The organism is Enterobacter cloacae complex sp.6700776 (genome assembly GCF_048284255.1).
Taxonomy (GTDB): domain Bacteria; phylum Pseudomonadota; class Gammaproteobacteria; order Enterobacterales; family Enterobacteriaceae; genus Enterobacter; species Enterobacter intestinihominis.
This window is the reverse complement of record NZ_JBLVYK010000001.1, coordinates 721,910-745,708: the sequence shown is the minus strand read 5'-3', so window position 1 is coordinate 745,708 and position 23,799 is coordinate 721,910. Positions and strand designations below refer to the sequence as shown.

At 55.8% G+C, this 23,799-nt stretch carries 18 protein-coding genes and 1 pseudogene; 7 read left to right on the top strand and 12 right to left on the bottom strand.

What is annotated here, in order from left to right:
- Nucleotides 1-4 precede the first annotated feature (4 nt).
- The gene (locus ACNQ0T_RS03620) at nucleotides 5-439 is read right to left on the bottom strand and encodes a DMT family transporter (RefSeq protein ID WP_280004695.1); all 435 of its coding nucleotides are present in this window, start codon (nucleotides 437-439) and stop codon (nucleotides 5-7) included.
- Between the two features lie 98 nt (nucleotides 440-537).
- Between ACNQ0T_RS03620 and ACNQ0T_RS03615 the strand changes: the two genes are divergently transcribed.
- Nucleotides 538-1,470, top strand: coding sequence for a LysR family transcriptional regulator (locus ACNQ0T_RS03615; RefSeq protein ID WP_317579030.1), 933 nt, complete (start codon nucleotides 538-540; stop codon nucleotides 1,468-1,470).
- Between the two features lie 3 nt (nucleotides 1,471-1,473).
- On the opposite strand, the gene ACNQ0T_RS03610 is transcribed toward ACNQ0T_RS03615, so the two are convergent.
- On the bottom strand, nucleotides 1,474-2,502 hold the full coding sequence (locus tag ACNQ0T_RS03610; protein ID WP_063145942.1) for a methionine synthase: 1,029 nt from the start codon (nucleotides 2,500-2,502) through the stop codon (nucleotides 1,474-1,476).
- A gap of 26 nt (nucleotides 2,503-2,528) precedes the next feature.
- Nucleotides 2,529-3,503: a DUF1852 domain-containing protein gene (locus ACNQ0T_RS03605; protein ID WP_417929592.1), complete on the bottom strand. Its 975-nt coding sequence runs from the start codon at nucleotides 3,501-3,503 to the stop codon at nucleotides 2,529-2,531.
- A gap of 168 nt (nucleotides 3,504-3,671) precedes the next feature.
- Between ACNQ0T_RS03605 and ACNQ0T_RS03600 the strand changes: the two genes are divergently transcribed.
- Complete coding sequence (locus ACNQ0T_RS03600; protein WP_022648048.1) at nucleotides 3,672-4,211, top strand: DUF2058 domain-containing protein; 540 nt, start codon at nucleotides 3,672-3,674, stop codon at nucleotides 4,209-4,211.
- A 7-nt stretch (nucleotides 4,212-4,218) separates the two neighbouring features.
- Here the strand turns inward: ACNQ0T_RS03600 and ACNQ0T_RS03595 are convergent, their stop codons facing one another.
- Complete coding sequence (locus ACNQ0T_RS03595; RefSeq protein ID WP_337281796.1) at nucleotides 4,219-4,905, bottom strand: RluA family pseudouridine synthase; 687 nt, start codon at nucleotides 4,903-4,905, stop codon at nucleotides 4,219-4,221.
- 89 nt (nucleotides 4,906-4,994) lie between these two features.
- On the bottom strand, nucleotides 4,995-5,600 hold the full coding sequence (azoR, locus tag ACNQ0T_RS03590; protein WP_063145940.1) for an FMN-dependent NADH-azoreductase: 606 nt from the start codon (nucleotides 5,598-5,600) through the stop codon (nucleotides 4,995-4,997).
- A gap of 203 nt (nucleotides 5,601-5,803) precedes the next feature.
- Between azoR and hrpA the strand changes: the two genes are divergently transcribed.
- On the top strand, nucleotides 5,804-9,706 hold the full coding sequence (gene hrpA, locus ACNQ0T_RS03585; RefSeq protein WP_417929591.1) for an ATP-dependent RNA helicase HrpA: 3,903 nt from the start codon (nucleotides 5,804-5,806) through the stop codon (nucleotides 9,704-9,706).
- 82 nt (nucleotides 9,707-9,788) lie between these two features.
- Here hrpA and ACNQ0T_RS03580 read toward each other — a convergent pair.
- The 5 genes and pseudogenes from ACNQ0T_RS03580 to ACNQ0T_RS03560 form a co-directional block, all read right to left on the bottom strand.
- A pseudogene (locus ACNQ0T_RS03580) lies at nucleotides 9,789-10,229 on the bottom strand (O-methyltransferase); the annotation flags it as partial.
- Between the two features lie 61 nt (nucleotides 10,230-10,290).
- Nucleotides 10,291-11,670 carry an efflux transporter outer membrane subunit gene (locus tag ACNQ0T_RS03575; RefSeq protein WP_417929589.1) on the bottom strand — a complete coding sequence of 460 codons (1,380 nt, stop codon included), beginning with the start codon at nucleotides 11,668-11,670 and terminating at the stop codon, nucleotides 10,291-10,293.
- Nucleotides 11,667-12,749, bottom strand: a complete 1,083-nt coding sequence (locus tag ACNQ0T_RS03570) for an HlyD family secretion protein (protein ID WP_022648054.1) — start codon at nucleotides 12,747-12,749, stop codon at nucleotides 11,667-11,669. Before ACNQ0T_RS03570 ends, ACNQ0T_RS03575 begins: the two co-directional genes overlap by 4 nt.
- A gap of 22 nt (nucleotides 12,750-12,771) precedes the next feature.
- Nucleotides 12,772-14,424, bottom strand: coding sequence for an MFS transporter (locus ACNQ0T_RS03565; protein ID WP_417929587.1), 1,653 nt, complete (start codon nucleotides 14,422-14,424; stop codon nucleotides 12,772-12,774).
- A gap of 158 nt (nucleotides 14,425-14,582) precedes the next feature.
- Nucleotides 14,583-15,902, bottom strand: a complete 1,320-nt coding sequence (locus tag ACNQ0T_RS03560; RefSeq protein ID WP_023300056.1) for an MFS transporter — start codon at nucleotides 15,900-15,902, stop codon at nucleotides 14,583-14,585.
- 391 nt (nucleotides 15,903-16,293) lie between these two features.
- On the opposite strand from ACNQ0T_RS03560, the gene ACNQ0T_RS03555 reads away from it, so the two are divergent.
- The 3 genes from ACNQ0T_RS03555 to cybB all read left to right on the top strand — a co-directional run bounded on the left by ACNQ0T_RS03555 (nucleotide 16,294) and on the right by cybB (nucleotide 19,766).
- Nucleotides 16,294-17,088 carry a YdcF family protein gene (locus ACNQ0T_RS03555; protein WP_417929584.1) on the top strand — a complete coding sequence of 265 codons (795 nt, stop codon included), beginning with the start codon at nucleotides 16,294-16,296 and terminating at the stop codon, nucleotides 17,086-17,088.
- 199 nt (nucleotides 17,089-17,287) lie between these two features.
- A complete protein-coding gene (gene aldA / locus ACNQ0T_RS03550; protein WP_032624297.1) occupies nucleotides 17,288-18,727 on the top strand; it encodes an aldehyde dehydrogenase in 1,440 nt (479 codons plus the stop codon).
- 508 nt (nucleotides 18,728-19,235) lie between these two features.
- A complete protein-coding gene (cybB, locus tag ACNQ0T_RS03545; RefSeq protein WP_022648059.1) occupies nucleotides 19,236-19,766 on the top strand; it encodes a cytochrome b561 in 531 nt (176 codons plus the stop codon).
- 42 nt (nucleotides 19,767-19,808) lie between these two features.
- Here cybB and ACNQ0T_RS03540 read toward each other — a convergent pair whose 3' ends face one another.
- Together ACNQ0T_RS03540 and ACNQ0T_RS03535 are read right to left on the bottom strand one after the other, a co-directional pair.
- The gene (locus ACNQ0T_RS03540; protein ID WP_038416023.1) at nucleotides 19,809-20,876 is read right to left on the bottom strand and encodes an oxidoreductase; all 1,068 of its coding nucleotides are present in this window, start codon (nucleotides 20,874-20,876) and stop codon (nucleotides 19,809-19,811) included.
- Nucleotides 20,877-20,889: 13 nt separating this feature from the next.
- A complete protein-coding gene (locus tag ACNQ0T_RS03535) occupies nucleotides 20,890-21,633 on the bottom strand; it encodes a DeoR/GlpR family DNA-binding transcription regulator (RefSeq protein ID WP_022648061.1) in 744 nt (247 codons plus the stop codon).
- Between the two features lie 756 nt (nucleotides 21,634-22,389).
- On the opposite strand from ACNQ0T_RS03535, the gene ACNQ0T_RS03530 reads away from it, so the two are divergent.
- Nucleotides 22,390-23,703, top strand: a complete 1,314-nt coding sequence (locus ACNQ0T_RS03530; RefSeq protein WP_223861947.1) for a TolC family outer membrane protein — start codon at nucleotides 22,390-22,392, stop codon at nucleotides 23,701-23,703.
- The last annotated feature ends 96 nt before the right edge of the window (nucleotides 23,704-23,799 follow it).

Genomic DNA, 23,799 nt, shown 5'->3' with positions numbered 1-23,799 from the left:
AACGTTACCCCTGCGCCACGAGAATGAGCGCGGCGATGATAAATCCCAGCGCAATAATGCGTTTTGTATCGATCCTGCGGTGCGGCGTACCCAGCAGGCCATAGTGGTCAATAATCAGGCTTTTAAAGACCTGGCCTGCCAGAATGCCGATCATCGTCATGGCAATGCCGATCGCCGGCGTGGCAATGGTGAGAATGATGACGTAGACCGGGCCGAGCACGCCGCCCAGCAGGTGCCATGACGGCTGCGCAAAAAATGAGGGACTGTTGCGGGGGCTTAAAAACAGCATTAGTAGAAACGTCAGCCCGGTTCCCACGCTAAATATGCTGAACGCCGCCCACAGGTCGCCCACCTCCGCGCCCAGCGGCCCCAGCAGCCCGGCTTCCACGGACAGCCCCATGCCGCCGGCAATCACCAGTAAAATTAAAATAATGTGCATAACGCTTTTTCTCCTTTTTCCAGGCGGAGAAGATTACGTCTGAACATCATTGAGAAAAATGCCATAATGCAGGAAACACCTGTGCAGGAAATGCATTAATGATGGATGCCGGACATATCAGCGTTCGCGCGCTGCTGATCTTCATCGACGTTTATGAAACGCAGAATTTTTCCGTGGTGGCGAGGCGGGAAGGGATTTCTGCGTCGCAGGTTTCCCGCATGATCCACCAGCTTGAGGACGCCCTCGGGCAACAGCTTTTCTACCGCAACACGCGGGCGATTATGCCCACAGAGAGCGGGCATCTTTTTGTGCGCTATGCCCGGGCGATGGCCGGAAATCTGGAGGATGCGCGACGCGAGCTGGATGAACGCGCCCGCGAGCCGTCGGGCACGCTGCGTATCAATGGCCCGGTCTTTTTCGGACAACGGCACATCGCGCCGGGCCTGCCGGGGCTTCTGGCGCGTTATCCTCGTCTCTCCATTGAACTGACCCTCACCGACGATTTTATCGATCCGCACCGCGACGCCGCGGACGTTATCTTCCGCATCGGCGCGCTGACGGACTCCTCGTTTCACGCCCGGGTGTTCGGTCAGCAGTTCTACCATCTGGCGGCCTCGCCGGACTATCTGCAAAAACATGGCGCACCCGAGGGGCCGGACGATCTCAGCCGTCACCACTGTCTGATTTACCGCGGTTCGTCCGGGCCTAACCGCTGGCTGATCCGGCAGTCGGGCGAGGCGTGGGTTCACTATCCCATCGTACCGCTGATGACTTCCAATAACGCGGAAACGCTCCTGATTGCGGCGCTGGGCGGCATGGGCGTTGTGCTATTCCCGGACTGGATGGTGAGCGAACGGCTCAAAAGCGGTGAGCTGGTGGCACTGCTGCCGGAAATGGAGTGTTCTATTAATACGGAGCCACTGACGATTGCGGCGATTTACCCGAACGCGCGTCATCCGCCCCTGAACGTCAGGGCGGTGATTGACTACTATATTGAGCGGTTCGGTACGCCGCTGTACTGGCAAACCTGAAGGTTAGCGGGCAAGCTCGCGACGGATAATGTCAGCCCCGGCGCTTAATGCCTTCAGCTTACCGTTGGCGACCTGGCGGGAAAGGGGAGCCATGCCGCAGTTGGTGGACGGATAGAGCTTGGCTGCATCCACAAACTGCAACGCCTTGCGTAGCGTATCGGCAACCTCTTCCGGCGTTTCGATGATCTGGGTGGCAACATCAATTGCCCCGACCATCACTTTTTTACCGCGGATCAGCTCCAGCAGATCCATCGGCACGCGCGAGTTGTGGCACTCCAGCGAGATGATATCGATCTTTGAGGTCTGCAACTTTGGAAACGCCTCTTCATACTGGCGCCACTCGGAGCCGAGCGTTTTTTTCCAGTCCGTATTGGCTTTGATGCCGTACCCGTAGCAGATATGTACTGCGGTTTCGCATTTCAGCCCTTCAATGGCGCGCTCCAGCGCGGCGATGCCCCAGTCATTCACTTCGTCGAAAAAGACGTTAAAAGCAGGTTCGTCGAACTGAATAATGTCAACGCCGGCCGCCTCCAGCTCGCGGGCTTCCTGATTGAGAATTTTAGCGAACTCCCAGGCCAGCTTTTCGCGGCTTTTATAGTGAGCATCGTATAGCGTGTCGATCATGGTCATCGGGCCAGGCAGCGCCCACTTGATCGGCTTGTCCGTCAGCTGGCGAAGGTATTTCGCGTCGTCTACAAACACCGGTTTCTGGCGCGCCACCGCGTCTACCACGGTCGGCACGCTGGCATCGTAACGGTTACGGATCCGCACCGTCTGACGATTTTCAAAATCCACGCCGCTGAGATGTTCAATAAAGGTGGTGACGAAATGCTGGCGGGTTTGTTCCCCGTCGCTGACGATATCAATCCCGGCGCGAATCTGTTCATCCAGAGACAAACGCAGCGCATCCTGTTTCCCTGCCAGTAATTCCTCATCCTGGAGTTTCCACGGCGACCAGAGCGTTTCCGGCTGCGCAAGCCAGGTGGGTTTCGGCAGGCTGCCAGCCGTCGATGTCGGGAGCAATGTTTTCATAAGAAGAACCTTTTATTCGTATTAAATTAAAGCGTGAAGTGATGAGACCACTGCTCAAGAAGGGTTTTATAGGGTTTGATGAACCGCTCTTCGGTATATTTACCCTGTTCAATGGCCAGCCGGCTGCGCTCTTCACGGTCATAGACGATTTTTGTTAATGAGTGATCCTGCTGATTCAGGTCGGGCTGATAGCACTGTCCCGCAGCGGAATTGGCATTGTAAATTTCTGGTCGATAGATCTTCTGGAACGTCTCCATGGTGCTGATGGTGCCGATCAGTTCCAGATTGGTGTAATCACGCAGTAAATCGCCGGTGAAGAAGAAGGCAAATGGCGCGACGCTGTTTTCCGGCATGAAATAGCGAACCTTGAGGCCCATCTTCGCGAAGTACTGTTCCGTTAGCGACTCGCCGTCCGGCTGGTACTCATACCCCAGCACCGGGTGGTGGTTACCGGTACGACGATAGGTGTCTTTGCTGGAGACGCTCAGGCAGATCACCGGCGCTTTTTTAAAGTTCGCCTGATATTCCGCAGAATGCATGAAGCTTTTAAAGATATTGCCGTGCAGCTCGCCAAAATTCTCGGGGAGGGTAAAACGGGGCTGATCTTTATTATGCTCCAGCAGCAGGACGCTGAAATCATAGTCACGAACATAGGATGAGAAGTTATTCCCGACGATGCCTTCGATGCGCTCGTGGGTCTTTTTATCCACGATCGTCGTTTGCAGAATTTCGATGGCCGGGAAAGTAAAATCGCCGCCGATATTCATATCGACTGAAATAATCTCCAGCTCGACGGCATAGCGGTCGGATTTTGGGTTATCCCAGCTCGCCAGCGCGTTAAAGCGGTTGTTGATCATCATCAGCGTATTGCGCAGGTTCTCCTGACGCTTCTCGCCACGCGCCAGGTTGGCGAAGTTGGTGGTGGTGCGCGTGTTTTCTGACGGGTTATAATTTTCATCAAAGCAACTGCGCTTAAGGGTAAATGTGAAAGCCTGACTCATTTGGTTATGCATCCTAAGTTCATGTTGCCTAAACGTTATCAATGCATAATTTATGCCTGAGCCACTGGCGCAGGGGAAGTGACTTAATTTCACTGCGTCATGAGGGTTCTTCATGAACTGCGCGATTCAGGTATAATCCCCCGACATTTCCAACCGGTTTAAACGATCATGACAAAACTCACCCTACAAGAGCAGATGCTGAAAGCGGGCTTAGTCAGCAGTAAAAAGATGGCGAAGGTTCAGCGCACGGCGAAAAAATCCCGCGTCCAGGCTCGCGAGGCGAGAGAGGCTGTTGAAGAGAACAAGAAAGCCCAGCTGGAGCGTGATAAGCAGCTGAGCGAACAGCAAAAACAGGCGGTGCTGGCAAAAGAGTTCAGGGCGCAGGTGAAGCAGCTGATTGAGATGAACCGCATCACCGTGGCGAAGGGCAACATTACCTTTAACTTTACCGATGGCAGCCTGATCAAAAAAATCGACGTCGATAAGCAGACGCAAACCCAGCTGATCAACGGTCGTCTGGCGATTGCCCGACTGGTGATTAACGCGAATGGCGACTGTGATTACGCGATTATCCCGGCGGTTGTGGCGGATAAAATTGCCCAGCGCGATGCGGACAGCATTGTGCTAAACAGCGCGCTGAGTCAGGAAGAGCAGGACGAAGACGATCCGTACGCAGACTTCAAAATCCCTGACGATTTAATGTGGTAAACCTCGTTCAGAATGGCGCGGCGTGACGGGCATTCATGGTCTCGCCGCTCAGCGGATGCATAAAACTCAGAACGCTTGCATGCAGCATCAGCCGGGGCGTTTCTTCCGCCCCCGGCCATTCCAGACCCCCATACAGATCGCACCCCAAAATAGGGTGGCCTAACTGCTGGCAGTGAATGCGCAGCTGGTGGGTGCGCCCGGTCTCCGGGGTAAGCTCAACCCGCGTCAACGGCATTGTCGTATCCTGGTAAATACGTTCCATCACCCGATAGCGGGAGCGAGCGGGCTTACCGGTGCGGGCACAGATCGTCATCAGCGGAAACAGCGCCGGATCTTTGGCAATCGGGGCATCCACGGTCCCTTCGTCCTGTTCCACATGTCCGCACAACAGGGCGGTGTAAACCTTGGTCACGGCGCGCTGGCTGAACTGGTGGCAAAGCTCGGCGTTAATCGCTTTGTTACGTGCAATCACCATCAGGCCCGAAGTGCCAAAATCAAGACGATGCACCAGCGTGCAGCCGGGAAAGGTTTGCACCAGACGGTGGTGGACGGAATCACGGTTTTGCGGATTTGTCCCGGACAGGCTGAGCAGCCCTGAGGGTTTGTTGATCAGCAGCAGATGCTCGTCCTGCCAGAGGATCTCAATGTCGTCGTGACAGGGTGGTGCAATAAACGTATCGATAATGACAGACATCAGGCCGCCGGGCTGGAGAGTGGGTGCGGATGATAACGAAATACGGGGGAAAGAGAAACCCTCCCACCGGGCGGTGAGAGGGGGAAAATTTAGGCTGCGACCAGGCTGTCGATAGCGGCTTTCGCGTCGGTCTGCGCTTTGGTGGCCACTTCCGGGCCGTAAGCGATACCTTCAGCGAACACGAAGTTCACGTCGGTAATGCCGATGAAGCCCAGGAACAACGTCATGTACGGTGCGACCAGATCGGTAGGGGTATCTTTGTGAATACCGCCGCGGCTGGTCAGTACAACCGCACGCTTGCCTTTCACCAGACCTTCCGGGCCGTTCTCGGTGTAACGGAAGGTTACGCCAGCGCGCGCCACCAGGTCGAAGTAGTTCTTCAGCTGCGTAGGAATGTTGAAGTTATACATTGGGGCGTTGATCACGATAACGTCGTGGGCCTGCAACTCAGCAATCAGCTCGTCGGAGAGCGCCAGGGCTTCCTGCTGACGTGGGGTGAGAGGCGCATCGCTCGGACGCAGCGCACCAACCAGCTCGCCGTCCAGCACAGGAATCGGGTTTGCCGCCAGGTCACGCACGGTGATTTCATCCGCGCTGTGCTGTTCACGCCACTGTTCAACGAAATAGTCTGCCAGCTGACCAGACTGTGAATACCCTGCCAGAATACTGGATTTCAACACTAATACTTTGCTCATGGGAATTTCCTGTTTTGTATTTGATTGAGGGGGTTGCCCCGTTGCTTGTTGACACTTTATTCACAATCCTGCCACAGGGATAGCGCAATATATCGAAGCCTATGTTCGAATTTTTTGAATAAGGCGCGAAAAGCACTGATGTGGTACTCTATAGCAATCATTAAAAAGAGATTTTATCCGGCAGTGCACTGCCCGTTAACGCTATGACAGAACAACAGAAATTATCCTTCCCGGTGCTGATGCAACAGCTTGATTCGCTGATGCTGCGCGATAAACAGCGGTTTGCGCGCCGTCTGCACGGCGTTAAGAAGGTTAAAAATCCTGATGCACAACAGGCCATTTACCAGGAGATGGCCAAAGAGATTGAACAGGCGGCAGGGAAAGTTGTGCTGCGTGAAGCCGCACGCCCGGAGATTACCTATCCGGAAAACCTGCCCGTCAGCCAGAAAAAACAGGACATTCTTGAGGCCGTGCGCGACCACCAGGTGGTGATCGTCGCGGGGGAAACCGGTTCAGGTAAAACCACTCAGCTGCCGAAGATCTGCATGGAATTAGGCCGCGGGGTGAAAGGGTTGATCGGTCACACCCAGCCGCGTCGTCTGGCGGCGCGCACCGTGGCGAACCGTATTGCCGACGAGCTGCAAACGGAGCCGGGCGGCTGCATTGGCTACAAAGTGCGATTCAGCGACCACGTCAGCGATAACACCATGGTTAAGCTGATGACCGACGGTATCCTGCTGGCGGAAATCCAGCAGGATCGTCTGCTGATGCAGTACGACACCATCATCATCGATGAAGCGCACGAGCGCAGCCTGAACATCGACTTCCTGCTCGGCTACCTGAAAGAGCTGCTGCCCCGGCGTCCGGATCTGAAAATCATCATCACCTCCGCGACCATCGACCCGGAGCGCTTCTCAAAACATTTCAATAATGCGCCGATCATTGAAGTCTCAGGCCGAACCTACCCGGTTGAAGTGCGCTATCGCCCGATTGTAGAAGAGGCGGACGATACCGAGCGCGACCAGCTTCAGGCCATCTTCGATGCCGTCGACGAGCTGGGCACCGAGAGTTCTGGCGACATTCTGATCTTCATGAGCGGCGAGCGTGAGATCCGCGATACCGCCGATGCGCTCAGCAAGCGCGATCTGCGCCATACCGAGATCCTGCCGCTGTACGCGCGCCTGTCCAACAGCGAGCAGAACCGCGTGTTCCAGCCGCACAGCGGGCGCCGCATCGTGCTGGCGACCAACGTGGCCGAAACCTCGCTGACCGTACCGGGCATTAAATACGTGATCGACCCGGGTACGGCGCGCATCAGCCGCTACAGCTACCGAACCAAAGTTCAGCGTCTGCCGATCGAGCCGGTTTCGCAGGCGTCAGCTAATCAGCGTAAGGGCCGCTGCGGCCGCGTGTCGGAAGGGATCTGTATTCGTCTCTATTCGGAAGACGATTTCCTGTCGCGCCCGGAGTTTACCGATCCGGAGATCCTGCGAACCAACCTGGCATCCGTTATCCTGCAAATGACCGCGCTGGGGCTGGGCGATATCGCCGCCTTCCCGTTTGTGGAAGCGCCGGATAAGCGCAATATTCAGGACGGGGTGCGGCTGCTGGAAGAGCTGGGTGCCATTACCACCGACGAGCAGGCGACGGCCTACAAGCTAACGCCGTTGGGCCGCCAGCTTAGCCAGCTGCCGGTCGACCCGCGTCTGGCGCGCATGGTGCTGGAGGCGCAAAAACACGGCTGCGTGCGCGAGGCGATGATCATCACCTCGGCGCTCTCCATTCAGGATCCGCGCGAGCGTCCAATGGACAAACAGCAGGCGTCGGATGAAAAACACCGTCGCTTCCACGATAAAGAGTCCGATTTCCTCGCATTCGTCAACCTGTGGAACTACCTCGGCGAGCAGCAAAAAGCGCTCTCTTCGAATCAGTTCCGCCGTCAGTGCCGGGTGGATTTCCTCAACTACCTGCGCGTGCGCGAATGGCAGGATATCTACACCCAACTGCGCCAGGTGGTGAAAGAGCTGGGCATCCCGGTGAACAGTGAACCGGCGGAGTACCGCGAAATTCATATTGCCCTGTTGACCGGCCTGCTGTCCCATATCGGGATGAAGGATGCGGATAAACAGGAATTTACCGGCGCACGCAACGCGCGTTTCTCCATCTTCCCGGGCTCCGGTTTGTTCAAGAAGCCGCCGAAGTGGACCATGGTCGCCGAGCTGGTGGAAACCAGCCGTCTGTGGGGGCGTATCGCCGCGCGTATCGATCCAGAGTGGGTTGAGCCGGTGGCGCAGCACCTGCTGAAACGCTCGTACAGTGAGCCGCACTGGGAGCGCGGGCAGGGCGCGGTGATGGCGACGGAAAAAGTCACCGTTTACGGCCTGCCGGTGGTTGCAGCGCGTAAGGTTAACTACAGCCAGATTGACCCGGCGCTGAGTCGCGAGCTGTTTATCCGCCATGCGCTGGTGGAAGGCGACTGGCAGACGCGCCATGCGTTCTTCCGCGAAAACCTCAAGCTGCGCGCCGAGGTGGAAGAGCTTGAGCACAAGTCCCGCCGTCGCGACATTCTGGTGGACGACGAGACGCTGTTTGAGTTTTACGACCAGCGCATCAGCCACGATGTGATCTCAGCGCGCCATTTCGACAGCTGGTGGAAGAAAGCCAGCAAAGAGACCCCGGACCTGCTCAACTTTGAAAAGAGCATGCTGATCAAAGAGGGCGCGGAGTCGGTCAGCAAGCTCGACTACCCGAACTTCTGGCATCAGGGCAACCTGAAGCTGCGTCTGACCTATCAGTTTGAGCCGGGCGCGGATGCCGATGGCGTGACGGTGCACATTCCGCTGCCGCTGTTAAACCAGGTGGATGAGAGCGGGTTTGAGTGGCAAATTCCCGGCCTGCGCCGCGAACTGGTCATTGCATTAATCAAATCCCTGCCTAAACCAGTGCGGCGCAACTTTGTACCGGCGCCGAACTACGCCGAAGCGTTTTTAGGCCGCGTCACGCCGCTGGAACTGCCGCTGCTGGACGCACTGGAGCGTGAGTTCCGACGCATGACCGGGACCACCATTGACCGCGACGACTGGAACTGGGATCAGGTGCCCGATCACCTGAAAATCACATTCCGCGTGGTGGACGATAAAAACAAAAAGCTGCTCGAAGGCCGTTCTCTGACGGAGCTGAAAGAAGCGCTGAAAGGTAAAGTCCAGGAGACGCTCTCTGCGGTGGCCGATGACGGTATTGAGCAGAGCGGGCTGCACATCTGGAGCTTTGGTCAGCTTCCGGAAAGCTATGAGCAGAAGCGCGGGAACTACAAGGTGAAAGCCTGGCCCGCGCTGGTGGATGAGCGCGACAGCGTGGCGATTAAGCTCTTTGACAATCCGCAGGAGCAACAGCAGATGATGTGGCGCGGGCTGCGTCGCCTGCTGCTGCTTAACATCCCGTCGCCGATTAAGTATCTGCACGAGAAGCTGCCGAACAAAGCCAAGCTGGGGCTCTACTTTAACCCGTACGGTAAGGTGCTGGATCTGATCGACGACTGCATCTCCTGCGGTGTGGACAAACTGATCCACGAGGCGGGCGGTCCGGTCTGGACGGAAGAGGGCTTTGCTCAGCTTCATGAAAAGGTGCGCGCGGAGCTGAACGACACCGTGGTGGAGATTGCCAAACAGGTCGAGCAGATCCTCACCGCCGTGTTCAATATCAACAAGCGTCTGAAGGGGCGGGTGGATATGACCATGGCCCTGGGTCTGTCGGACGTGAAGGCGCAGATGGCGGGGCTGGTGTATCGCGGCTTTGTCACCGGCAACGGCTTTAAGCGTCTGGGTGATACGCTGCGTTATTTGCAGGCGATTGAGAAGCGTCTGGAGAAAATGGCGGTCGATCCGCATCGCGATCGAGCGCAGATGCTGAAAGTCGAAAACGTGCAGCAGGCGTGGAAGCAGTGGCTCAACAAACTGCCGCCAGCGCGTCGCGATGATGACGACGTGCGGGAGATCCGCTGGATGATCGAGGAGCTGCGCGTCAGCTTCTTCGCCCAGCAGCTCGGTACGCCGTATCCCATTTCGGATAAGCGTATCTTGCAGGCGATGGAGCAGATCTCCGGCTAAACCATTGCCCGGTGGCGCTGCGCTTACCGGGCCTACGGGAGAACATGCAGGCCGGGTAAGGCGTAGCCGCCACCCGGCTTTTTTATCGTTCCACCATCGCTAGCGTAAACCCATCCCACCCCTTAACGCCCACCGTTTGCAGCGCGGTGGCGGTTAAGCGTGGGTTATCTCCAGTCATCTCGATAAACTTCCGTACCCCCTGCACGCGTGCATCGTCGCTTTGCCCGTTAACCACCTCGCCGTCGCGCACCACGTTATCGCCGATTATGACCGTGCCGGGACGGGAGTAGTGCAGCGCCCACTCCAGGTAGCCGGGATTGTTTGGCTTATCGGCATCAATAAAGATCAGGTCAAAGGGCGGGACGTCACCGAAATTCTCGAGCGACTTTAGCGCCGGGCCTGTAATCAGTTCGATACGATCGCCGAGTCCCGCAAGATGAATATTTTGTCGTGCAACTGCGGCATGTGTCGGGTCCGCTTCTAGCGTAATCAACTTTCCGTCCGGCGGCAGGGCGCGCGCCATGGGGGTATCGCCAGAGGCGAAATGTAGGCCGGGTAAGGCGTAGCCGCCACCCGGCATGTTTTCACGCACTGACCCAACCGCCGCCCAGCGCTTTATACAAATCAATTTGCGCCAGCAGCAGGTTGTTTTTCACCTGTACCACGCTGGTCTGCACCGAGAACAGCGTGCGCTGTGCATCGAGCACATCCAGATAAGAAGAGTACCCGTTGCGGTAGCGGTTTTGCGCTATCCGCAGCGTCTCCTGCGCGACCGCCTGCTGAGCCAGCAGCTCGGTAAGCTGTTCCTGATAACGGGTGATGGCATCAAGGCTGTCATTCACCTCGGCAAACGCATTACGTACGGTTTTTTCGTAGCTGTACAACGCCTGATTACGCTGAGACTGGGAGATATCCACCTGTGCATTCAGCGCCTGTCGGTTCAGCAGCGGCGCAAGAATACTGCCGCCCACGCTCCAGAGCTGGAGGGGGTTATCCAGCAATCCCGACAGCGTGCGATCCTGCACCGATCCTGTGGCCGTGAGGTTGATCGACGGCAGCAGGCTGGCACGCGATGCCGCCAGCGTCGCGTCCGCCGCAATCAGCTGACGTTCAGCCTGGACGATATCCGGACGCCGGTTCAGTAACGTCGACGGCAACTGGGAGGGCAGTTTCAGCGGCGTCAGGGCATCAAAGCTTTCACCGCGCGCAACGTCACCCGGGTTGCTGCCCAGCAGCAGGCTGAGCGCATTCTCCTGCTGCGCAATCTGGTGCTGAAGCAGTGGAACCTGAGCGCGGGTGGCGCGCAGCTCAGAATCCGATTGCATCAGCTCAAGGCGAGAGCTGTATCCCGTCTCAAACTGTCGTTTAGCAAGATTGAACGCCTCTTCACGCGATTTCAGCGTGGACTGGGTAACGCGAAGCTGTTCATCCAGCGACAGCAGGGTGACGTACCCGGAGGCCACCGACGATGCGACCGTGAGATCTGCCGCCGCGGCCGCCGCCTTTTGTGCCTCCAGCGACGCTTCGGCGGCACGGGAGGTGCTGCGGTTTACCCCCCAGATATCCACGTCGTAGCTGGCGGTCAGGCTGCCTTTGTACAACGTACCGTATACCGGAAGGCCTGTGGCGGCGGACTGCGAGCGCGCGCGCGTCCCGGTCACGCCCGCGTCAAGCGACGGGAACAGGCTGCCGTCGGCAGCGTACACCCGGGCCTGATACTCGTTAATCCGCTCGCGGGCAATCAGCACGTCGCTGTTGTTCTTCAGCGCCTGATCCACATAGCGGTTCAGATTGCTGTCGTGGAAATTGCGCCACCAGAGCTGTTCTGTCGGGCTGGTTGGCCCCGACGTCGCGCGCCACTGGGCCGGGATGTGCAGGGACGATGTGGCGGGCTCAACGTCAACCGACTGGCAACCCGCAAGGATAGCCATCATCAGCAGGCCGGCTATTGGGCGAAGCGTCATTGTTTCGCCTCCCGCGTGTCTATGGTGACCTGCACCGACATGCCAGGGCGCAGCAGCCGGTACGCCTCCGGCTCACCGAGTACCTCAATGCGTACCGGGATGCGCTGGGCGATTTTAACAAAGTTGCCCGTGGCGTTATCCGGGGTGATAGCGCTGAACTCGACGCCTGTGGCCGGGGATATGCTCTCCACGCGGCCCTGATAGGCTTTATCGTTTAACGCATCGACGGTGAATTTCACTGGCTGTCCGACGCGTAAATTCGCCAGCTGCGTCTCTTTGATATTGGCGATCACCCAGTGCTGCGGCGGGACCAGCGTGGTAAGGTGCGTCCCGGCGGTGACGTACGCTCCCAGACGCACCGCAATCTGCCCGAGCTGACCGTCACGCGGCGCGACAATGCGGGTGTTTTGCAGATCGATCTGCGCAAGCTCCAGCGCGGCTTTCGCATTTTGAACGTCCGCTTCCAGCGAAGCGCGATTGACGATAACCGTTTGTAGATCCTGGCGCGACATCTCAAGCGTTGCTTTCGCCTGGTCGATATCGGCGCTCCCCTGGGCGGCACTGGCCAGCGCCGCATCGCGCTCGCGAATGGACAGGGAGCCGTCTGCGGTCAGATCCTTCACGCGTTTCAGATCCGCCTGGGTTTTCAGACTTTGGGCACGGGCGTTTTTCAGTGCCGCTTCGTTTTTGGCAATCACCGCTTCCGCGCTTTTACGCTGTTGCAGGTTGTTGTTCAGCGCAGCAATTTTCATTGCCAGCTGCGCCTCGGCCTGATGGACACGCTGGCGATAGATCCGGTCATCAATCTGCAACAGCAGGTCGCCTTTTTTAACCTGCACAAAATCCTGAACATGGACCTCAGTAATGTAGCCGTTGACTTGCGGACTGATGAACGTGGTCTGGCCGCGCACGTAGGCGTTATCAGTAAACTGGGTATGACGCGTGAACGGGGGCAACTGCCAGGCATAAAGGATCACCAGCACCCCGACAATGCCGATAGCCGCGGCGGTGAAAATGGAAACGACGCGTACATTTTTGCGGGTGTTGGCCTGCTCTTTGGCGGCATCCTGCTGACTCATAACTTCTCCTGAAAAATAGTCATTACTTATTGCCAGTGGCGTTCTTAAGGGCCATACGGGCGGTGATGCGCAGGCGCAGCAAGCGCCATAAAATCCAGACCAGCGTGGCTGTGGCAATGCTCGCCGTCAGGAGATAAGTATCGTTGTAAGCCAGAATGTTTGCCTCAAGCGTCGTCACCGTCTGAAGCTGAATAATGGCCTGGGTTCCCAACAGGGAACTGTCGCCAACCAGGCTTTTATACATCTGGGTGTAAAGCTGAATGCGTTCGTTCACCAGCGGGTTGAGGGTGGTGAGCTGGTCAGCCAGCAGGCTGGAATGGTACTTCTCGCGCCATGTCTGGAAGGTACCAAGGATTGCAGAACCCAGCAGGCCACCAAGGTTCTGACTCATGCCAAACATCACAGAAAAGCTGACCAGATTGCGTGGATCGGCGATCACCCCGCCAATGGCGGCCAGCATCGCAGGGGCGAGGAAGAAAGCGCTGCCGAAACCAAGCAGGAACTGGCTGAACATCAGCTGATCCGGCCGGGTCAGGTTGTTGGACTGGCTGTCCAGCAGCGAAGCAACAATCATCAGCGCCAGCGAGGTGATAATCGGCCAGGCCAGCTTAGTGGGTTTGATCGTCAGACAGCTGGTGACGATACCGCAGACGATTCCGGCGAAAATAGACCACGCCAGATGGGTCATCTGTTCATTCTGTAGGCCCGCATATTGCAGCCAGCCGATGACGCCTGTGTTCTGTTCCGCCAGTACGATGCGGATCAGCAGCATAATCAACCCCAGGCGTACGATGCTGCCGCTGGACAGCCAGCGGGTATTGAGCAGCGGGTTGCTGCGGTTATGTTCAAAGACGATTGCACAGACAATTAGCACCAGCGAGAGAGCCAACGCCCAGCCGATCCACGGTGTTTCAAACCACCATTCCAGACGCCCTAGCGACAGAACCGCGCACAACAGCGCCATACCGGGCGCAAGCAAAAAGAAGGTGATGAAATCTTTCTTCTCGAAAACTTTGCGTCGATCGCCCGGGGGCAGTTTCAGCACCATCACGCAGGCCAGTGAGATCAGGGCCAAACCCAGCTCGAAGAAGTACAGCCCACGCCACTCATCAAGCTGCAACAGCTCGGTGGAGAACAGCCGCGCCAGCGGTATCGCCAGCGACGAACCGGTAATGCCGATGGTCAGCGCCTTCAGTCGGTGCTTCCCGGGCCAGGCCTGTATCTGGTAATAAATGCCGAGCGAGCTGAGCGCGGCGGCGACCATCCCGTGTGCCGCCCTTACCATCAGCGCCGAGCTGAGATCGTTCACAAACAGGTGGAAAAAGGTGACCAGCACATACAGCACCAGGAAGCCTTCCGTAAACGCGCGCAAACCGTACTGCTGGCGAAATTTTACCAACAGCAGGTTGATGGAGACGTTGGTCATGACATAGACGGCAGGCAGCCAGGCGATTTCAGTCGACCAGGCGCCGAAGGTGCCTTGCAGATTTTGCAGATTGGCGGTGACGACCGCGTTACCCAGCGCCCCGGTCAGACACACCAGCAGGCCGACCACGCCATAGGCGATCCGTTTCGACGTCGGATGTTCCGGGGTGGAAGGGGAACCCAGCAGAGCGGGTTTCTCGTGTGGCTGCCACTCGCGAGGAGCATAAGGATCGCGTTGGGGCAGGCGCATAACGGGGTTTACCTTTAAAAATGTTGAATTGTGAGCGGGCTAATGATTCTACGGCTGACGCAAATCATAATTCAAGTGAATACGAATATTGTATGTTAATCAAATGTAGAGGGAATGATGAAGAAAAAGTGCGGCTCGCGAACGGAGCCGCAATAATATTATCGCTGTTCCGGCTGCGCCTGAAGGTGGCGTTCACGGTTGATGCGGCTGGCACAAAAAATTGCAATGAGGGAGATAGCGACCGTCACGCCCAGATACCAGGCCACGGGTACCCAGTCACCGTCGTATTTCGCCAGCAGTCCGGTAGCTATTAGCGGTGCCGTTCCGCCCGCCAGCGCGGCCCCAAGTTGATAACCCAGCGTGATACCGGTGTAGCGAACGTTGGCACTGAAAATTTCAGAGCAGAGCGTGCCGAGAACTGCCGTCACCGGTGCCCACAGTACGCCAAAAGCGATAACGGTCGCGAGCACAATTCCCCAGGTGGTACCGGTATTCAGCAGCATAAACCAGGGCACGATAAACAGGCCGAGCACGAAGACACTGACGGCGTACATACGCTGGCGGCCAACCCTGTCGGAGAGCAGCCCCATCAGCGGGATCATGATAGTGGCGACCAGTGCGCCAAGAGTTACTGCCTCCAGCGCCTGGGATTTCTGATAGGTCAGGGTGGTAGTGGCGTAGCTCACCACAAACGTGGAGAAAATATAGAACGGTGCTGTCTCCACAACCTTAAGCCCGGCGGCAATTAGCACTTCACGCCAGTGGTGTTTTATGGTGTCGCGCAGCGGAGCTTTCGCAACCTGGCCGGATTTTTTCACTTTCTGGAAATCAGGCGTTTCGTCAATATCTTTCCGAATCCAAAGCCCCAATATTACCAGCACGGAACTGAGCAGGAACGGAATGCGCCAGCCCCAGGAGAGAAAATCCTCTTCGCTGAACAGCGTCATTAGCGAGACGATAAATGTCGCCATCAACATGCCGATGGTAACGCCCGCCTGCGGAATACTGCCGAAGAAGCCTTTGCGTTTTTCTGGCGCATACTCGTAAGCCAGCAGTAGCGCGCCACCCCATTCACCGCCGATACCCATCCCCTGAATAATACGCATCAGGATCAGCAACGCGGGCGCCCACATCCCGATCATGTCGTAGGTGGGCAGCAGGCCAATCATCACGGTTGCACCTCCCATCAATGAAAGGGTGAGGACAAGCGTTTTTTTGCGACCGATACGATCCCCGATATGTGCAAAGAGAACGCCGCCAATGGGGCGAATAAAGAAGGTCAACGAGAAGGAGAGATAGGAGAGGATCAGCCCGATAACCGGGTCGACCATCGGAAAGAAAATCTTGTTAAACACCAGCGCGGCAGCGGTGCCATAGAGAAAATAATCAAACCATTCAATAGAACTTCCCGTAAGACTGGCAATTAATACCTTTTTGTTTTTCCGTAATACCGTTGCCGTGCTCTCATGTTGTGTCATGACTCAAAACTCCGCCACGTGGATGATAATAGAGGTGTTACCTGGCGCGCTTCAGGTGCAACCTGTCGGTGTGTAATGGTTGTGAAATTGTTAAGCAACTTAGGGTTGGATGTTACGTTTGGCAAGTCAGCCAGAACTAAAACGGGTCAGATCACGATGGATTAAGCAGCAACTGGTGCTTTTTCAGCACGCTGTTGTGGCAGGATGTGTTGAAGGGCAGATAATCAAAAGCACAAACTCAGGGTGCAACCCAATTGTTTTTGGATGTTTCTGGTTATTTCATCAAAATGACAAATATGCAGCGTAATGAGCACCTCGGCTTTCAGAGTGATCTCCTTTTCAACCCCGTTGTGTGAAGTACTCTAAAGATTAATGCTGTAAGGAGGTAACGATGACAATGGCACTTTTCCCCTGTCTGCCTGGCACAACACTCGACGCCGTGAATACCGTTGGGGCGTGGCTTGCTCAGGACGACTATCAGGACAACCAGCCCGTTGATCTGGTGATTCTGGCGGGTAACGCGGTGATCCCCGCGATTGATGCTGCCTGTAAAATCGCGGCTGAACAGGGGGTTCCTCTGATCATCAGCGGCGGGATCGGTCACTCGACGACCTTCCTCTACGCCGCGATTGCTAAGCACCCCCGCTATAACAGGATACCCACCACCGGGCGGGCTGAGGCGGCTATTCTGGCCGACATCGCCCGTGAATTCTGGAACATTCCGGCTGAGCATCTTCACGTTGAGGATCAGTCGACCAACTGTGGCGAAAACGCCCGCTTCAGCCGGGCGTTGATGAAACAGTCCGGACTGAACGCCGCCCGGGTGCAGGTAGTGCAGGACCCGACGATGCAGCGTCGCACAATGGCTACGTTTGCCCGCGTTTGCCGCGACGAGGCTGCATCGCCCGCATGGATGAGTCATCCCGGCCTGACGCCCGTGCTGCAAAACAGTGACGACGGTCTGGCGTTCAGCGGCCCGGTCGAGGGGTTATGGCCGGTAGAACGTTACCTGTCGCTGGTGCTGGGTGAATTTCCGCGACTCAGGGACGACATCAACGGCTACGGTCCGGCGGGACGTGATTTCATTGCCCATGTCGATATCCCTGCCGACGTGGACGCCGCGTGGCAGATCCTGCGAAACGACGTCATTCTCACCGACGCGCTGGTGAGCCGTTCTCTGCTGTAATGCTCTTGCCCGTTTGCGCCATCTTTTACGCAAACGGGCAGCCTTTGTTGCCGATTTGTGATTTTTAAAACGGGCTGACCCGTTTCTTTTATGAGATATCTCACAAAAACAGACTCATAGAGTAGGCAATTGCCCCGGTAATTATAGTTTTTAACATTAAGTTTACTTGTTAAAAACAGTGTGATTACAGGAGCAGGTTATGACAGTACCCGTACAACATCCTATGTATATTGATGGACAGTTTGTTGCCTGGCAGGGTGATGCCTGGATTGACGTGATCAATCCGGCCACGGAAGAGGTCATTTCCCGTATTCCCGACGGCACCGCCGAGGACGCCCGCAAGGCCATTGACGCGGCAGAGCGCGCGCAGGCTGGCTGGGAGGCGCTGCCTGCCATTGAACGCGCCAGCTGGCTACGCAAAATTTCCGCCGGGATCCGCGAGCGCGTCAGCGAAATCAGCGCGCTGATTGTTGCCGAAGGGGGCAAGATCCAGCAGCTGGCGGAAGTGGAAGTTAACTTTACAGCTGACTATATCGACTATATGGCCGAGTGGGCGCGCCGTTATGAAGGGGAAATCATTCAGAGCGACCGTCCGGGCGAGAATATTCTGGTGTTTAAGCGCGCCCTTGGCGTCACCACCGGCATTCTGCCGTGGAACTTTCCCTTCTTCCTGATTGCCCGTAAGCTCGCTCCTGCGCTAATCACCGGCAACACCATCGTTATCAAACCGAGCGAATTTACCCCAAACAACGCCATTGCGTTTGCCAAAATCGTCGACGAGATTGGCCTGCCGAAAGGCGTCTTCAACCTGGTGCTGGGCCGCGGTGAAACCGTCGGACAGGAGCTGGCCGGGAACCCGAAAGTGGCGATGGTCAGCATGACCGGCAGCGTCGGGGCGGGTGAAAAGATCATGGCTGCGGCTGCGAAAAACATCACCAAAGTGGGGCTGGAGCTGGGTGGTAAAGCCCCGGCCATCGTGATGGACGATGCCGACCTCGAGCTGGCCGTGAAGGCCATTGTGGATTCACGCGTCATCAATACCGGACAGGTGTGTAACTGCGCGGAACGTGTCTATGTTCAGAAGGGGATCTACGACCGCTTTGTGAATCGTCTGGGCGAGGCAATGAAAGCCGTCCAGTTTGGCAATCCGGCTGAGCGAACGGATATTGCCATGGGGCCGCTGATCAACGCCGCCGCGCTGGAGCGTGTGGAGCAGAAGGTGGCGCGCGCGGTGCAGGAAGGGGCTAAAGTGGTCCTTGGCGGTAAAGCGGCAGAGGGCAAAGGGTATTTTTATCCCCCAACGCTGCTGCTGGACGTACATCAGGACATGGCCATCATGCACGAAGAGACCTTTGGCCCGGTGTTGCCGGTGGTGGCTTTCGACACCCTGGAAGAGGCCCTGAAAATGGCCAACGACAGCGACTACGGTTTAACCTCGTCTGTATATACGCAGGATCTGAATGTCGCCATGAAAGCCATTAAAGGGCTTAAGTTCGGCGAGACCTACATTAACCGTGAAAACTTTGAAGCGATGCAGGGCTTCCATGCGGGCTGGCGGAAATCCGGGATCGGCGGGGCGGATGGCAAACACGGTCTGAATGAGTATTTGCAGACGCAGGTAGTCTATTTACAGTCGTAATCAGGAGCCCCCTCCATGCGAGATAATGTGTGCACGGAGCAATTCCCTCGCCCCTTTGGGGAGAGGGTTAGGGTGAGGGGAACATACGGCTCTGGTGGTCATTCCGTTCACTTTAGGTTCCTTGCTACTCTGTAACAAAATGACCGGTGAACGTGCCAGGGTGGCTCAGTCGCCACCACCCTGGCGACCCGGGCTCCCGGCGGTAAATCGCCGCTTCGCGGTCCCTTCGGCTTATTCCTTCCGGCTTATCGGGGACGGGCGGAGGTAACATCCCTGTAAAGCCCGCCCTCTCGGCGCATCCCTGCGCCTCGCCCTGGCCGGAAGGCAAACGCCTCAGCGATTTACAGCCGGACCTGGGCATCGCTTTAATCCCTCCGTTATTCTGAAGGCACGTTAATGCTTCTGATTTCAAATAACTGGGAATACTCGGCCCTCCGTAAAAGGGGGTTCACATTTTCAGGAAAGGTGGTTATGTTGGCGCGATAACTGTTATTTATCGGGAAACAACATGCGCACAAAATATACGGGTCTGCAAATCAGCATTCACTGGCTGGTTTTTCTGTTAGTTATTATGGCCTATTGCGCCATGGAGTTCAGAGGTTGGTTCCCGCGAACCGATCGTCCGCTTATTAATATGATCCACGTTTCCTGCGGGATCAGCATCCTGGTGCTGATGGTGGCGCGCCTGTTTATCCGCCTGAAATTCCCGGCTCCGCCCATTCAACCGAAACCAAAAGCGATGATCACCGGGCTGTCCCATCTGGGGCATCTGGTTATCTACCTGCTGTTTATTGCGCTGCCGCTGATCGGCATGGTGATGATGTATAACCGGGGAAATGACTGGTTTGCGTTTGGCCTGACGATGCCGCATGCGGCGGAGGGGAATTTTGACCTGGTGGATACGCTAAAAGCGTGGCACGTAACGCTGGCGAATCTGGGGTATTTTGTGATTGGTTTGCACGCCTTTGCCGCGCTGATGCATCACTATTTCTGGAAAGACAATACGCTGCTGCGCATGATGCCGAAAAAGCGTCAGTGACCGATAATGCCCTGCCAACCCGCAGGGCATTTTTTTTGCGGCTTATTGCAGTTGCGCGCGCTCCTGCGCCGTTAAATCCAGTTCCTGAGTTGTACCCGTTTCTGAAGATTTTACCGCCGCTTCCAGCACCGCCATCACCGCCAGGGCTTCCACCGGATGGACCGGATTGTCAATCTTGCCGTTCAGGGCATCGCGCACGTTTATATAGTACTGCCGCTGGTCGCCTTTTGGCGCAGGGATAGCGCTGGCTTCACCCTGGGCATTAAACAGCACCATAGCGTCGCTGTCCTCACCCCAGCTTTCGCTACCCGGAATGACGCCTGCCAGAAGCTGGGCTTCCTGCTGATCGATGCGCGCTTTCACCACGCTGGCCTTATCGCCGTGGACGGTAAAGCGGGCAACGCCGCCTGCCACCAGCATGCTGCAATGGAGGACCACTTTGTGTTCAGGATAGTTCAGCACCACGTGCGCCCAGTCGTTAATTTCCGCACCGTCACGCAGGGTGGCGATGTTGCCCTGTACCGACAGCGGCAGACCAAAAAGCTGTAGCGTCTGGTCAATCATGTGCGGGCCTAAGTCGAACCACAGGCCACTGCCGGGAACATTTTGCTCTCTCCAGCGCACGCGAACCTCCGGGCGGAAACGATCGATATGCGATTCAAAGTGTTTTACCTTGCCGATACTGCCTTGCTCAATCACCTGCTTAATGCCGAGAAAATCGCTGTCCCAGCGGCGGTTATGGAAGACAGAGAGCAGGCGTTGTTTTTCTTGCGCAAGCGCAATCAGATCTCGCGCTTCCTGCATATCCAGCGTAAATGGCTTATCCACCACTACGTGCTTGCCGGCGTTGAGCGCCAGGGTGGCCAGCGGCGCATGGGTCGCGTTAGGGGAGGCGATAACCACCAGGTCGATATCCGGGTGCTGAATAGCCTCTTCAGGGGTGGCAACAACGAGGACGTCCGGCAGATCGCGTTTGACCTTTTCTTCATCCCGGGAGGAGACCACCGCCAGCTTCAGGCCGTCGACGGACTGGATCAGCGGGGCATGAAACGTCTTACCCACAAAACCATACCCGATCAGCGCAATATTCATTGTCTTCACTTTATTCATGACCTTCTCCACGTTAATGCGCGCAAACGGTAACCTGCACGGCGCTATGGTCCCCGAGCTCTGCCCAGGGACGATCTAAAAACAGTTGATGAATCTGGGATAACCCTGAAACCAGATAAGGTTCGCACTGGTTGAGTTTAAGATGGTCGGCGACTACCCAGTGCGCCTGGCTTGCGGCCAGCATGGCACGCTTCACCTCGGCATCCGCCTCCTGACTGGCGCTCAATCCGAGCTCGGCATGAATGGCGCATGCGCCAAGGATAGCGATATCCGCCCGGTAGCGAGAGAGCAGCGAAAGGGTGGCGCTTCCGGCAAACAGGCGCTGTTTCTGATCCCACTTTCCACCAAGCAGGATCAGATCGATATCTTCCCGATCGCTAACCTGCTGGGCGATATCAAGAGAAGGGGTGATGATGGTCAGCGGTCCCTGCAGGAAAGAGGCAACGGCCAGAAGTGTGCTTCCGGCGTCCAGAAAAAGCGTCGAGCCCGCAGGTACGCACTGCGCAACCTGTTTACCCAGCCGCTGCTTGATTTCAGGCAGTAAGGTATTCCTGCTAACTCGGTTCATCGTCGAGAGATTCAGCGCGATGGCGCCGCCATGGTTTTTTTGCGCCAGTCCCTGTTTTTCCAGATCGGTCAGATCGCGACGGATGGTATCCGCCGAAACCTGCAACTTTTCTGCCAGCTCAGTGATGCTGGCCTGGCCTTGTTCAGTAATAATTTCAAGTACATATTTCTGTCTGGCGGTTTTATGCATGGGTGCAGTATCCTGCAAAATGTCGCAATACTATGCAGTTTACAGCATTTTACAGGAAAGGGAATCGTAACAGGAGGGGGATGTTGTCCAAAAACAGTTTGATAAGGTGAATATTGAATTAGCATTAATCAGTCATCAAAAACATGTATGTATCGTTTAGACCTGATGTTAACGCTATGTTTTACATGGAAATTTGGTTAAAGCTACCGAATAAGGAGTTCGAATAAGAATATAAAACCAGATTATAAATATAAATTGGTGCTTATATCTATTAGATATTCTTTTTAAAGTAAAATAATTTAATATTAATCAGCGAATGACTTAAATTGACAGTTCTTTGAAAATCTTTGTGTCTGATTCGAGATGAAATAAACGCAAAAATGTACATCAAGGTGTTTCAGAATTTTCCTTAAATTACAGAGAGTTTATATGTTTCAGCGTAAACGCATCTAATAGCCATTTGTCCAGAAACCCCATCTTTTTTCTTATTTGTAACACCGCATTAACATTACAGATGTGGTCGCTCATATCACATTTTGTTATGCTGCGAATCAATAAATATTTAAGTAAATTCTTAAAAGAAAAAAAGAGATTGAACGGCTCTCATCTCAATTGAAATGGGTGTGGTCGACTATTGGCGGAATTTATCAAACAGGAGTGGGGCAAATAGGGTGAATTATTTGTACCTCTTCCTGGTAATTATTTAGCCATCACCTGAAGTCCGGGGGTATTATAAAGATGAAATGCAATAACAGGATGCTCAGATTATCTGCTTCCCTGACCTTAATTTCACTGGTGGTGACTGCGGCTCATGCAACTAACGGTCTGGTAGGGATATCTCCCGTTGCGGCAATGACGATGAAAGAAAGTATTCTTTTCGCTCTTGACCGCGACCCGTCGGTGAGTCAGCAGGCTGCACAGCTGGGGATTGGCCAGGCACAAATAGACGAAGCGCGTAGTGGCTGGATGCCACAAATAGCCCTGAACGGGAGTACGGGTCACAGCCAGACCACCGATTCGAGCGGCTCGTTGCGAAATTCCGCAGCCTGGGGGCTGAGCCTGACGCAGCTTGTGTACGATTTTGGCAAGACCAATAACAGCATCAGCCAGTCTTCAGCTCAGCGTGACAGCTATCGCTACCAGCTGATGAGCACGATGTCTGCCGTCGCGGAAAAAACGGCCCTCAGCTATGTGGAAGTGAAACGCTACAGCGATCTGCTACAGGCGGCAACAGAGAACGTGCAGGCGCTTAAAAACGTTGAGCAGCTGGCAAAACTCCGCGCCGATGCAGGGGTAAGCTCCACCTCTGATGAGCTTCAGACCCGCACCCGTATTGCCGGAATGCAGGCGACGGTAGAGCAGTACAATGCGTCCCTGAACAGCGCCCGCGCGCGGCTGGCGGTATTGACTGGCATACAGGCTGAACGCTATTCACCGGTTCCGGGAGGTCTGGCCGTGGAGTCGGATTCTCTCAATCGAATTGATTATTCACTGATCCCAACGGTGATGGCCGCGCAGAACATGGAGCGTTCAGCCCAGTACGGCGTAGAAACCGCGAAGTCTCAGCACTGGCCAACCTTAAGCCTGAAAGGGGGCCGCACCCGGTACGAGTCTGATAATCGCGCGTACTGGGATGATCAGATCCAGCTCAATATTGATGCACCGCTTTATCAGGGCGGCGCGGTCTCGGCGCGCGTCCGTCAAGCCGAGGGCGCAAGGGCAATGGCATCGTCTCAGGTCGATCAGGCCCGTTTTGATGTCCTGCAAAAAGCCTCCGTCGCACAGGCCGACTGGACCGGGGCGCAAGGACGTATGGAGGCCGGAAAACGTCAGCTGGAAAATGCGTTGCGCGCCCGCGACGTCTACAAAAATGAATATACCCTGAGCAAGCGCAGCATTAACGATCTGCTCAGCGTGGAGCAGGATGTCTGGTCTGCCACCTCAGCGAAAATAATGGCTGAATACGATGGCTGGAGCGCGGCGATTAATTACGCCTCCGCGGTGGATAATCTCATGCCGCTTATCGGAATAGAGAAAAACGCTGCCGCGAAATTACCTGATTTGAGTTAAAAAAGGCGCGCCTTTCTGCGCGAAATAAGTCAGACAATAATGGGTGGTTTTTCCCAGGGATAGTTACATCCCTCTGGTGGACATAACCACAGGAAT

Coding starts and splice junctions, on each gene's coding strand:
- ACNQ0T_RS03620 (WP_280004695.1), bottom strand. CDS start 439: ATGCACATTATTTTAATTTTACTGGTGATTGCCGGCGGCATGGGGCTG.
- ACNQ0T_RS03615 (WP_317579030.1), top strand. CDS start 538: ATGATGGATGCCGGACATATCAGCGTTCGCGCGCTGCTGATCTTCATC.
- ACNQ0T_RS03610 (WP_063145942.1), bottom strand. CDS start 2,502: ATGAAAACATTGCTCCCGACATCGACGGCTGGCAGCCTGCCGAAACCC.
- ACNQ0T_RS03605 (WP_417929592.1), bottom strand. CDS start 3,503: ATGAGTCAGGCTTTCACATTTACCCTTAAGCGCAGTTGCTTTGATGAA.
- ACNQ0T_RS03600 (WP_022648048.1), top strand. CDS start 3,672: ATGACAAAACTCACCCTACAAGAGCAGATGCTGAAAGCGGGCTTAGTC.
- ACNQ0T_RS03595 (WP_337281796.1), bottom strand. CDS start 4,905: ATGTCTGTCATTATCGATACGTTTATTGCACCACCCTGTCACGACGAC.
- azoR (WP_063145940.1), bottom strand. CDS start 5,600: ATGAGCAAAGTATTAGTGTTGAAATCCAGTATTCTGGCAGGGTATTCA.
- hrpA (WP_417929591.1), top strand. CDS start 5,804: ATGACAGAACAACAGAAATTATCCTTCCCGGTGCTGATGCAACAGCTT.
- ACNQ0T_RS03575 (WP_417929589.1), bottom strand. CDS start 11,670: ATGACGCTTCGCCCAATAGCCGGCCTGCTGATGATGGCTATCCTTGCG.
- ACNQ0T_RS03570 (WP_022648054.1), bottom strand. CDS start 12,749: ATGAGTCAGCAGGATGCCGCCAAAGAGCAGGCCAACACCCGCAAAAAT.
- ACNQ0T_RS03565 (WP_417929587.1), bottom strand. CDS start 14,424: ATGCGCCTGCCCCAACGCGATCCTTATGCTCCTCGCGAGTGGCAGCCA.
- ACNQ0T_RS03560 (WP_023300056.1), bottom strand. CDS start 15,902: ATGACACAACATGAGAGCACGGCAACGGTATTACGGAAAAACAAAAAG.
- ACNQ0T_RS03555 (WP_417929584.1), top strand. CDS start 16,294: ATGACAATGGCACTTTTCCCCTGTCTGCCTGGCACAACACTCGACGCC.
- aldA (WP_032624297.1), top strand. CDS start 17,288: ATGACAGTACCCGTACAACATCCTATGTATATTGATGGACAGTTTGTT.
- cybB (WP_022648059.1), top strand. CDS start 19,236: ATGCGCACAAAATATACGGGTCTGCAAATCAGCATTCACTGGCTGGTT.
- ACNQ0T_RS03540 (WP_038416023.1), bottom strand. CDS start 20,876: ATGAATAAAGTGAAGACAATGAATATTGCGCTGATCGGGTATGGTTTT.
- ACNQ0T_RS03535 (WP_022648061.1), bottom strand. CDS start 21,633: ATGCATAAAACCGCCAGACAGAAATATGTACTTGAAATTATTACTGAA.
- ACNQ0T_RS03530 (WP_223861947.1), top strand. CDS start 22,390: ATGCTCAGATTATCTGCTTCCCTGACCTTAATTTCACTGGTGGTGACT.